The 10,371-nt window shown below is 72.8% G+C and carries 11 protein-coding genes; 4 read left to right on the forward strand and 7 right to left on the reverse strand.

The window, feature by feature from the left end:
• Window positions 1-153 precede the first annotated feature (153 nt).
• From ribA to AB0B35_RS36115, 6 genes are all read right to left on the reverse strand, one after another.
• A complete protein-coding gene (ribA, locus tag AB0B35_RS36090; RefSeq protein ID WP_361054616.1) occupies window positions 154-798 on the reverse strand; it encodes a GTP cyclohydrolase II in 645 nt (214 codons plus the stop codon).
• A gap of 5 nt (window positions 799-803) precedes the next feature.
• A complete protein-coding gene (locus AB0B35_RS36095; RefSeq protein WP_361054582.1) occupies window positions 804-1,508 on the reverse strand; it encodes a dihydrofolate reductase family protein in 705 nt (234 codons plus the stop codon).
• Window positions 1,501-2,445 carry a lysylphosphatidylglycerol synthase transmembrane domain-containing protein gene (locus AB0B35_RS36100; RefSeq protein ID WP_361054584.1) on the reverse strand — a complete coding sequence of 315 codons (945 nt, stop codon included), beginning with the start codon at window positions 2,443-2,445 and terminating at the stop codon, window positions 1,501-1,503. Before AB0B35_RS36100 ends, AB0B35_RS36095 begins: the two co-directional genes overlap by 8 nt.
• Window positions 2,446-2,536: 91 nt before the next feature.
• Window positions 2,537-3,592, reverse strand: coding sequence for a glycosyltransferase family 4 protein (locus AB0B35_RS36105; RefSeq protein WP_361054587.1), 1,056 nt, complete (start codon window positions 3,590-3,592; stop codon window positions 2,537-2,539).
• 109 nt (window positions 3,593-3,701) lie between these two features.
• Complete coding sequence (locus AB0B35_RS36110; RefSeq protein WP_361054590.1) at window positions 3,702-4,100, reverse strand: 6-carboxytetrahydropterin synthase; 399 nt, start codon at window positions 4,098-4,100, stop codon at window positions 3,702-3,704.
• 5 nt (window positions 4,101-4,105) lie between these two features.
• The gene (locus AB0B35_RS36115) at window positions 4,106-5,086 is read right to left on the reverse strand and encodes a dehydrogenase (RefSeq protein WP_361054593.1); all 981 of its coding nucleotides are present in this window, start codon (window positions 5,084-5,086) and stop codon (window positions 4,106-4,108) included.
• Window positions 5,087-5,154: 68 nt separating this feature from the next.
• On the opposite strand from AB0B35_RS36115, the gene AB0B35_RS36120 reads away from it, so the two are divergent.
• Window positions 5,155-5,898 (forward strand): CDP-alcohol phosphatidyltransferase family protein, encoded by a 744-nt coding sequence (locus tag AB0B35_RS36120; RefSeq protein ID WP_361054596.1) that lies wholly within the window; start codon window positions 5,155-5,157, stop codon window positions 5,896-5,898.
• A 25-nt stretch (window positions 5,899-5,923) separates the two neighbouring features.
• Here the strand turns inward: AB0B35_RS36120 and AB0B35_RS36125 are convergent, their stop codons facing one another.
• Window positions 5,924-6,646 (reverse strand): FkbM family methyltransferase, encoded by a 723-nt coding sequence (locus AB0B35_RS36125; RefSeq protein WP_361054599.1) that lies wholly within the window; start codon window positions 6,644-6,646, stop codon window positions 5,924-5,926.
• 223 nt (window positions 6,647-6,869) lie between these two features.
• Between AB0B35_RS36125 and AB0B35_RS36130 the strand changes: the two genes are divergently transcribed.
• The 3 genes from AB0B35_RS36130 to AB0B35_RS36140 form a co-directional block, all read left to right on the forward strand.
• Entirely contained in the window at window positions 6,870-7,802 is a 933-nt protein-coding gene (locus AB0B35_RS36130; protein WP_361054602.1) for an aminoglycoside phosphotransferase family protein, read from the forward strand.
• A gap of 173 nt (window positions 7,803-7,975) precedes the next feature.
• Window positions 7,976-9,415 (forward strand): alpha-amylase family protein, encoded by a 1,440-nt coding sequence (locus AB0B35_RS36135; protein ID WP_361054605.1) that lies wholly within the window; start codon window positions 7,976-7,978, stop codon window positions 9,413-9,415.
• A 120-nt stretch (window positions 9,416-9,535) separates the two neighbouring features.
• A partial coding sequence (locus AB0B35_RS36140; protein ID WP_361054608.1) for an oxygenase MpaB family protein occupies window positions 9,536-10,371 on the forward strand: 836 nt, incomplete at its 3' end.

Here is a 10,371-nt window from a genome sequence, read left to right on the forward strand (position 1 = left end):
CCGACTCACGTTTCAGCCCACACGCACATCGGCCCGAACGGCCGATCCCACCCGATCCCGTCGTCCCGGCGTGCGGTTTCCGGGAAACTGCGCCTTGGCGGCCGCCCATCGCCGCACTTTCCTGGAAACTGCACGCCGACAGGCGAGCGGGCGTCAGCGCGTCGGGCGGAGTTGGAGGGTGTGGGCGGCGTGGCGGGCCTTCGTGGCCAGGTAGCCGGCGTTGGCGGGGGAGAGGTGCACCTCGGTCGGGACGCGCTCGGTCACCGCGACGCCGAGCCGGGTGAGCTGCTCGGCCTTGTCGGGATTGTTGGACAGCAGCGCGACCCGGGTCACGTCGAGGGCACGGAGCATCTGCGCGGCGACGGTGTAGTCGCGGGCGTCCTCGTCGTGGCCGAGGGCGAGGTTCGCCTCGTAGGTGTCCAGGCCGGTGTCCTGCAGCGCGTACGCCTCCATCTTGGCGTACAGGCCGATGCCCCGGCCCTCCTGACGCAGGTAGAGCAGGTAGCCGCCGGCGACGGTGATGCGTTCGGCGGCCTCGCGCAGCTGCGGGCCGCAGTCGCAGCGCTGGCTGCCGAACACGTCGCCGGTCAGGCACTCGCTGTGCGGGCGGACCAGCGGCACGGGCAGGTCGTCGGCGTCGCGGCGCAGCGTCGTGGCGTGGTCGCCGAGGCCGAGCGCGAGGTGTTCGCGGCCGTCGACGAGGCCGGTGAAGGTGACGACCCGGGCCGTGGTCGTGTATCCGTCGGGGAACCGCAGCGGCACCTGGACCTGGGTGCGCACCGTCGCCAGCGGCAGCATGCCGGTCACCGGCCCTGCTCGGCGCTGTCGAAGCGGGGTGACAGCGCGTACCGCAGCAGCACCACGTCCCCGATCTGCTGGACGTCGGCGAGTTTCGCGCGCCGCCCGGGGTGGAACGGGAAGTCGCCGTCGTTGACGAAGCGGCTGGCCCGGGAGTCGCCGACGAAGAACGGGGCCACCACCAGGTGCAGCTCGTCGGCGAGGTCGGCGGTGAGGAACTGGGTGTGGATGGTGCCGCCGCCCTCGACCATGAGCCGCTCGACGCCGCGCTCGTACAGGTCTTCGGTGACCTGGCGCAGGTCCACGGGCATGCCGCCGTCGACCACGGTGGCCACGTCGCCGAGCATGGTGCGGGCGTGGTCGACGCGCGGGCTGGCGCAGTACACGATCTTCTCGGCGTCGCCGGCGGTGAAGAAGGCGGCCCCGGGGTCGAGTTTGGCCTTCTCGGTGACGGTGACCTTGATCGGGCACTCCGGCACGCCGCGGGCGACCCGGGCGTCGCGGCGGGACTGCGTGCGCACCATCAGGCGCGGGTTGTCCCGGCGCACCGTACGCGCGCCGACGAGGATCGCGTCGCAGGAGGCGCGGACGGCGTCGACACGGTCGAAGTCGGCCGCGTTCGACAGCAGCAGCCGCTCGTCGGTCGCGCCGTCGAGGTAGCCGTCGATCGACATGCTGCAACTGAGCAGGACGTACGGGCGCTCACGCATGCTGTCCACTCCGAGGTTTGGTGCGTGCCAGCAGGACGGCGGCCCCGGGCAGCGCGGCGACCAGGCCGAGCACGCCGTAGGTGACGGCGGCGGCGACGCCCTGCGTGGAGGTCATCCCGGCGGCGGCGAACGCCCAGGCGGCGACGCCTTCGCGGGGGCCCCAGCCGGCGACGTTCAGCGGCACCGCCATGGCCAGCAGGGCGAGCTGGGTCAGCGGCACCAGCAGCGTCACCGGCGCGTGCGCGCCCGCGGTGCGGGCCGCGATCACGAACATGACGAGCTGTCCGGTCACGACGACCGCGGAGGCCAGGCCGATGCCGAGCCAGCGGCGGCGGGTGACCAGGACCTCCCGGACATCGGTGTACGCGGTGCGCAGCGCCGCCGCCCAGCGGGCCGACCGGCCTCGGGCCAGGGCCCGCAGCGCCAGCCCGACGGCCAGCGCGGTCGCCGCGACGGCCGCGACGATCAGCGGCATGCGGTCCCGCACCGGGGACGGCAGCACCAGCAGCAACAGCAGTGAGGCGGCGATCTGCACGGTCAGCCCGATGGTGCGCTCCAGCACCACGGCCCGCACCGCGAGTCGCACGTCGCTGATGTCCAGGCCGTGCCGCATCGCGCGGTGCACGTCGCCGACCACACCGCCGGGCAGCGTCGTGTTGAGGAACAGCGAGCGGTAGTACGCCTTGACGGCCTGTCCCAACGGCAGCCGCACGCCGAGGCCCTCGGCGACCAGGCTCCACCGCCAGGCGCAGGCCACCGTGCTCAGCGCGCCGAGCCCGAGCGCGGCCAGCAGCGCCGGCCGGTCGACCAGGCGTACGCCGTCGAGGAACGGTCCGGTGCCGACCTGCCACACCAGCAGCGCGAGGATGAGCAGGCCCGCGATCGCGCGCACCCAGGCCCCGACACGGCCCGCGGGCGGCGGGGGGACCTCTGTCACGGCACGGTGCAACACGCTCTCCTGTTCAGACACTTCATCCTTCCTAGAGGTACCGTCCCCGCGTGTCTGTGGATTTATACACACAGCGCCGTCATCGGGCCAGTGGACCGTGCGCTTCCACCCGGCGGAGGACCGTGCCGATCCGCTCCGCGGTGCGGGGCCAGCCGGTGAGTTCGGCGCGCCGGGCGCGGGCCGCCCGCCGGAGCCGGTCGCGCAGGTCCGCGTCGGTGAGCCAGCGGCGCAGGGCCGTGGCGAAAGCAGCGCTGTCGGGCGGGACCAGCAGGCCGGGGAGGCTGCCGTCCGGGGCCGCGCCGAGCGCCTCGGGCAGTCCCTGGACATCGCTGACCAGCGCCGGGATGCCCCGGGCCAGTGCTTCGGTGACGACCATGCCATAGCTCTCCCCGCGCGAGGGCAGCACGAGCAGATCCGCGGCCGCGTACATTGCGGCCAGGTCCTCGCCCGTGCGCACGCCCGCGAAGGTGACCCGGCCGGCGACCGGATGTTCCCGCAGCCGTGCCGCGTAAGCCGGGTCGCGGTCGGGCGAGCCGACGAACACGCAGCTCCAGGGTAGCTCGGGGAGCGTGGCCAAGGCGTCGAGAAGCAGGTGGTGGCCTTTGTGCGGGGCGAGCGCGGCGACGCAGAGCAGCCGGGTTCCAGCGGCTGAGCCGGGGGCGAGCGGTGCGGGGTCCACGCCGGGCGGGGCGGCGTGGACTTCGGCGGGCGGCAGCGCGTACGCCTCGATGGCCCGGTCGCGGCACCACCGGCTGGTGGTGACGACGGCGGCCGCGCCCCGCAGCACCCTGGCCTCGTCGGGCCGCAGGCCCGCGTCGGTGTCGCCGAACAGCATGTGGGCGAGCACGACGAGCCGCAGCCGGGGCGCGCACGCGGCGAGCACGTCCGGCGCGGCGACGGCGACCAGACCGTCGAGCAGCACCACCGCGTCACCGGGCAGCGACGCGAGTACCCCGGCCAACCGGGAAAGGTCTGGCGTGGCCGGATGCGGCCACCCGCCCGCGACCGGGTGTTCGCGCACCGTCCAACCTGCCGCGGCCAGCTCGTGGCAGACACGCCGGTCGTAGGCATTGCCCCCGCTGGGGAGGGCGGGATCGTCGACACCGCCGGGGAGTACGACGTGCACGGTGCTCACGCGCCGACCCGCCGGGTGTTCCTCTCGGATCTTGTGCACTTCGTGTCGCTCCGGCAGCACGAAGTGCACAAGATCCGGACTCGGCCCGACGGAACGGCGCGGCGGGTGCTCACAGGGGGCGCTCGTAGGAGGCCCAGGCGATGTGCGACTCGTGCAGGGTCACCGTGATGCCGGCCAGGCCGCGGGCGTTGTCGCCGAACGCTCCCGCGTGCACCCGGGCGGCCAGCCGGTCGGCGATGACCTGGGCGAGCTTCTCGGTCGTGGTGTTGACGCCCGCGAACGCGGGGTCGTCGTCGAGGTTGCGCAGGTTCAGCGCGCCGACGACGGCGTTGAGCTCCTGCGACGCGGCGGCGATGTCGACCACGATGTCGTCGGGGTCCAGCTCGGCGCGCTTGAACGTCGCGTCGACGACGAACGTCGCGCCGTGCAGGCGCTGGGCCGGGCCGAAGACCTCGCCCCGGAAGCTGTGGGCGATCATCATGTGGTCGCGGACCGTCACGCTGAACATGGGGTTCACTCTCCGTCGTAGCTGATGGTGTGGCACAGGGCGGGCAGCGAGCCGTCGGCGAGGCCGGCCAGCACGTCGGGCAGCCGGTCGAACGCCGACTCGCCGGACAGCAGCGCGTCGAAGGCCGGGTCGCGCAGCAGGTCCAGGGCGATGGCGAGCCGGTCGGCGAAGGAGCGCCGCGCGGCGCGGGCCGGGGAGACCGTGCCGACCTGGCTGCCGCGGATGGTCAGCCGTCCGGAGTGGAAGGCCCCGCCCAGCGCCAGGCCGATCTCGCGGTCGCCGTACCAGCTCAGCTCGACGACGGTGCCTTCCGGGGCCAGCAGGTCGAGGGCGCGCTGGAGTCCCGCGCCGCTGGCGGAGGCGTGGAAGACCAGGTCGTTGCCGGCCTGGGCGGTCTCGGGCGGGGTGAACGCGACGCCGAGCGCCGCCGCGACCGCGGCCCGCGCCGGGTTCGTGTCCACCAGTTGCACCGACACCCCGGGGAAGCGGGCCAGCAGGGCCGCGACGCAGCAGCCGACCATGCCCGCGCCGAGCACCGCGATCCGGTCGCCGACCAGCGGCGGGCCGTCCCACAGGGCGTTGACGGCGGTCTCCACGGTGCCCGCGAGCACGGCCCGGCGCGCGGGCACGCCGTCGGGCACCGGCACCACCGCGCCGGCGGGCACCACGTAGCGGGTCTGGTGCGGGTACAGGCAGAAGACGGTGCGCCCGAGCAGTTCGGGCGGGCCCTGTTCGACGACGCCGACGTTGAGGTAGCCGTACTTCACCGGCCCGGGGAAGTCGCCCTCCTGGAACGGGGCGCGCATCACGGCGTACTGGCTCGGCGGCACCTCGCCGCGGAACACCAGCGTCTCGGTGCCCCTGCTCAGACCGGAGTGGAGGGTGCGCACCAGCACCTCTCCGGGCCCGGGATCGGGCAGCGCCACGGGACGGATCTCGCCCGCGCCGGGCGCGGCGGTCCAGAAGGCGCGCGCGTAGGATGCCATCGGCTTCCTCTCCTCGGATCAAGGTCGAACCTAACGGAGGTACGGTGCCGCCGGTAAGACCGGGCCCCGTGATCGGGCTGTTCGTCCAGTTCGCCATGCTCGCGCTGCTGTCCGCGGCGGTCGGCCTCGGACACGCCGGGTGGGCGGCGGGAATCGGCTACGCCGTGGGGCTGTGCGTGCTGCTGACCCGGGCGATGCACACCGCCGGGCTGGTCGCGTTCGGACCCGCGGACCTGGTCACGCTGACCCGCGCGGCGCTCGCGGGAGGTGTCACCGCATTGACCGCGGCCTCGTTCGCCGGTGGCATCCGGGTGCCGGTGCTGGTCGCGATCACGGTCGTGGCGCTGGTGCTCGACGCGGTCGACGGCAAGGTCGCCCGGCGCACCGGCACCGCGACGGCGTTCGGCGCGCGGTTCGACATGGAGGTCGACGCGTTCCTCATCCTGGTGCTGAGCTGCTACGTCGCACCGGCGGCGGGGTGGTGGGTGGCGGCGATCGGCGCGATGCGCTACGTCTGGGTCGTGGCCACCTGGGTGCTGCCCTGGCTGCGCGGGCAGCTGTTCCCGCGGTACTGGCGCAAGGTGGTGGCCGCGATCCAGGGCATCGTGCTGGTGACCGCCGCGGCGGATGTGCTGCCCCGGCCGGTGGCGCTCGTCGCGCTGGCGGGTGCACTGGCGCTGCTCACCGAGTCGTTCGGCCGGGACGTGGTCTACCTGTGGCGGCGGCGCGCGGCCGCGCCCGTTCGGCCTGACCGGGCTCCGGCCCCGGCTCGGGCGCGCGCGGTCGCCGCCGCTCGGGGCGACCGGGCCTGACACCCGCCGACAGGGACGGGGTTGCCTACCGGGTGCGGGCGTAGACGTCGCCGGAACGCCCGAGGGCGCGGAAGCGCTCGTCAAGTAGCCGCACCAGGCCGGCCGCGTCCAGCCACTGCTCGCTCGCGAAGCGCATGGTCTCCACGGGCGCGTAGTTGTACTCGTACGCGCCGAGCCGTTCCACCAGGTCCAGCGTGGTGAGGGCGGCCTCGTGGGCGAACGGCAGGTATTCGAAGGACAGGGCGCGCAGCGGCCGGGACAGCCCGCGCAGCACGTCGGCCTCGAAGCCCTCGACGTCGATCTTGCAGAAGGCCGGCTCGCCGTGGGTCGCGATGAGATCGTCCAGGGTGACCACGTCGACCTCGACCGACCGGTCCCAGCGCACCTCGGCGAAACGCTCGTCGGCCGCGGTCACCGACTCGATCCACTCGTGCGACAGCGAGGACACCGTCGGCGTCGCCGACGACAGCGCGAGCGACGCCGTGCCGGCCCGCGCCCCGACGGCGGTCGGCAGGATGGTCACACCCTCGTCGCGGCCGAAGAACAGGCGCAGCACCCGCAGGCAGTCGGGCTGCGGCTCGATCGCCAGCACCCGCGCCCCGAGCCGCCGCCACGGCCGCACCCGGCTCCCGACGTGCGCGCCGACGTCGAACGCGAGATCACCCGGCCCGAGGAATTGCCCGTAGAACCGGCGCATGCGCCGGTGGCGCCCCGGGATGCCGTGGTACATCGCGAGTGATCTGGCCATTCCCCAGACACGAGCAAGCATGGCCGAGCCTAACCCGCGACCGCGCCCACCACCCGCGCCCCGCCCCGAGCGAAGGAAGGGTGTCGTCGGCTCGCGTCAGCGAGACGAGCGGCAGCTCGGTACATCGCCATGCGTTGTGGAAGGTGCCCTTCCTCACGCCGCTCCGGGCGGTGCAGGCGAAATCCGGTGGTTGGGGAGGTGGGAGGGGTGGGATGGTGGGGCGGTGATCGAGTTTCCCGACCGGATGCGGCGCACCGCGCTGAGCAAGGGCACGCCGGGCCGCGAGTGGCTGGCTGCGCTGCCCGAGCGGCTCGCGTACGTGTGCGGGGTCTGGGAGCTGACGCCCGGAGAGGCGCTCGACGGCGGCTCAGCCGCGCTGGTGCTGAAGGTGCGCCGGAGTGATGGCACGGCGGCGGTGCTGCGGCTCGCGCCGCCGGGGGACGGCTTCGCCGGGCAGGTGCGCACCATCGCGGCCGCGGACGGGCACGGGTACGTCCGGCTGTACGCCCACGACCCCGCCCGGGACGCCTCGCTGCTGGAACCGCTCGGTCCGGCGCTGGGCACCACCGCGCCCTCGCCCGAGCACACGCTCGACGTGCTGGCCGCGACCCTGCGGCAGGCCTGGCTGGTGCCCCGCCCGCCGGACGCGACCGTGCCGCCCGGCACGGACAAGGCCAGCACTCTAGCCGAGCTGATCATCGAGTTGTGGCCGGAGACCGGACGGCCCTGCCCGGCCGGGGTGGTCGACCGGGCCGTCGGCTACGCCCACCGCCGCGCGGCCGCGTTCGACCTGGACGGCAGCGTGGTCTGCCACGGGGACCCGCACCCGGACAACGCGCTCGCGGTGCTGTCGCCCCGCCCCGGGGCGGAGTCGGGCTACGTCTTCATCGACCCGGATGGCTTCCTCTGCGACCCGGCGTACGACCTGGGCGTCGCGGTGCGCGGCTGGACGGATGAGGTGTCGGCGGCCGCGGACCCGGTCGGGCTGGTGCGGGGCTACTGCGCGCGGCTGGCCGCGGCCACCGGCGTGGACGAGCAGGCGATCTGGGAGTGGGGCTTCACCGAGCGCGTGTCGTCGGGGCTCTACATGATCCGGCACGGCGCTCCCGAGGAGGGCCGCGAATACCTGGAGTCCGCCGCCCGCCTGCTCGGCTGAGAGGCCGCTCCGGAAAGATCTTGCGTAGCGGCCGTCGTGCCGATCTGCTTCGGATTCGTTGACTTCGTTGAAACTTCTTGTGAATATTGCCGCAAGGTTTCAATGCGGTTTCATCCGCGTACCCCTGTACCGCTGCGCGACGATCCGTCCCCTCGTACGTCCGGAGTGTCCTCATGCAACGACGCAGACTTCTCCCCCTGGTGCTGGCGGCGGTCCTCGCCGCCGCGCTGCCGATCCCGGCCGCCGCTCCCGCGGCCGCGGCCCCCTCGGGCAGCAAGGACGTCATCGTCCAGCTCTTCGAGTGGAACTGGCCCTCGGTCGCGGCCGAGTGCACCAACTTCCTCGGCCCACGCGGCTACGGCTACGTGCAGGTCTCCCCGCCCCAGGAGCACGTGCGCGGCCAGCAGTGGTGGGTCGCGTACCAGCCGGTCAGCTACCGGGTCGAGTCCCGCAAGGGCACCCGTGCCCAGTTCCAGTCGATGGTCACCACCTGCCACAACGCGGGTGTGAAGGTCATCGTCGACGCGGTGGTCAACCACACGACCGGCGTGGGTTCGGGGACCGGCTGGGCCGGCTCGACCTACACGTCGTACACCTATCCGGGCATCTACCAGACGCAGGACTTCCACCACTGCGGCCGCAACGGCAACGACGACATCGTCAACTACGGCGACCGCTACGAGGTGCAGAACTGCGAGCTGGTCAACCTCGCCGACCTCAAGACCGAGAGCGACTACGTGCGCACCAAGCTCGCGGGCTACCTCAACGACCTGCTGACCCTGGGTGTCGACGGGTTCCGCTGGGACGCCAGCAAGCACATGCCCGCGGCCGACATCGCCGCGATCAAGGGCAAGCTGAGCCGCTCGGTCTACCACGTGCAGGAGGTCATCTACGGGGCGGGCGAGCCGGTGCAGCCGACGGAGTACACCGGCAACGGCGACGTGCACGAGTTCCGCTACGGCAAGGACCTGGGCCGGGTGTTCCGGCACGAGAAGCTGAGCTATCTGAAGAACTTCGGCGAGCCGTGGGGGCACATCACCACGGGCAAGGCCGCCGTGTTCGTCGACAACCACGACACCCAGCGTGAGGGCGGCGACATCCTGACCTACAAGGACAACGGCATCTACGCGCTGGCCAACGCGTTCATGCTGGCCTGGCCCTACGGTTCGCCGACGGTGATGAGCAGCTACGAGTTCAGCAACAAGGACCAGGGGCCGCCGTCGGACGCCAACGGCAAGACCAACAACAGCACCTGCTTCTCGGGCGGCTGGCGGTGCGAGCACCGCTGGCAGGTCGTCGCGAACATGGTCGGCTTCCACAACGCGGTCCTGGGCACCACCGTCGTGAACTGGTACGACAACGGGAACAACCACATCGCGTTCGGGCGCAACGGCAAGGGGTACATCACGATCAACGACGAGGACGGCGCGGTCAACGGGCGGTCGTACCAGACCAACCTGCCCGCAGGCCGCTACTGCGACGTGATCCACGGTGAGAAGAGCGGCAGCGCCTGCACCGGCCCGGTGATCACGGTCGACGCCGGCGGCTGGTTCGCCGCCAACGTCGCCGCCCACGACGCCATCGCCATCCACGTCAACGCCAAGATCAGCTAGTACGTGATCATCGAACTTGCCCGGCAGTTGTGCGTATCTTGAGCGCACTTTCGCACAGGTGCCGGGCAAGTCGAGTGATCTTGGAAGCGCCGCGCCGCCGGGCGTGGCACGCTGGGACGCATGGACGATGCGGGCGACCTCGGACTGTTCGGCCCCGGGTCGGTGACCTGGCGGGTGCACGGCGAGCCGGTGCTCTGGGTCGCCGGGGTGCGCTCGCTGTTCCTGCAGGCCCTGCATCCGCGGGCGATCGCCGGGGTGGTGCAGAACTCCAGCTACAAGGTCGAGCCGTGGGGTCGGCTGATGCGCACCGCGGACTATGTCGGCACCGTCATGTTCGGCACCACCGCGCAGGCCCGCGCCGCCGGACGCCGGATCCGGGGCGTGCACGCACGCATGCGTGCCGTCGACCGCGAGGGCCGGACCTACCGCATCGACGAGCCCGAGCTGCTGCGCTGGGTGCACGTCACCGAGGTCGAGTCGTTCGTGAGCACCGCCCGCCGGGCGGGCCTGGACCTGAGCGACGCCGACGTCGACGGCTACTACACCGAGCAGCGCCGGGCGGCGCGACTCGTCGGGCTGGACCCGGCGTCCGTGCCGGGCACCGCGGCCGAGGTCGACGCCTACTACCGGCGGATGCGCCCGGAGCTGGCCCTGACCCGCGAAGCCCTGGACACCCTGTTCTTCCTGATGGCGCCGCCGCTGCCGTGGCATCTCGGACTGACCCCGGCCCGGCTGGTCTACACCGGGCTGGCCTGCACCGCGTTCTCGCTGCAACCGGGCTGGGCCCGCCGGATCTACGGCACCCTGGGCCTGCCCACCACCGACCTGTCCGCGTCGGTCTCGGTGCGCGCGCTGCGCCTTGCACACGCTGCGGGCGATCGAGCTCGGGCACACCGACACCGACGGCACCAGCGCCCTGCACGTGCCCTCGATCGGGCTGGTCGTCGCCGGCGACG

Source organism: Catellatospora sp. NPDC049133, from assembly GCF_040648455.1.
GTDB lineage: Bacteria > Actinomycetota > Actinomycetes > Mycobacteriales > Micromonosporaceae > Catellatospora > Catellatospora aurea.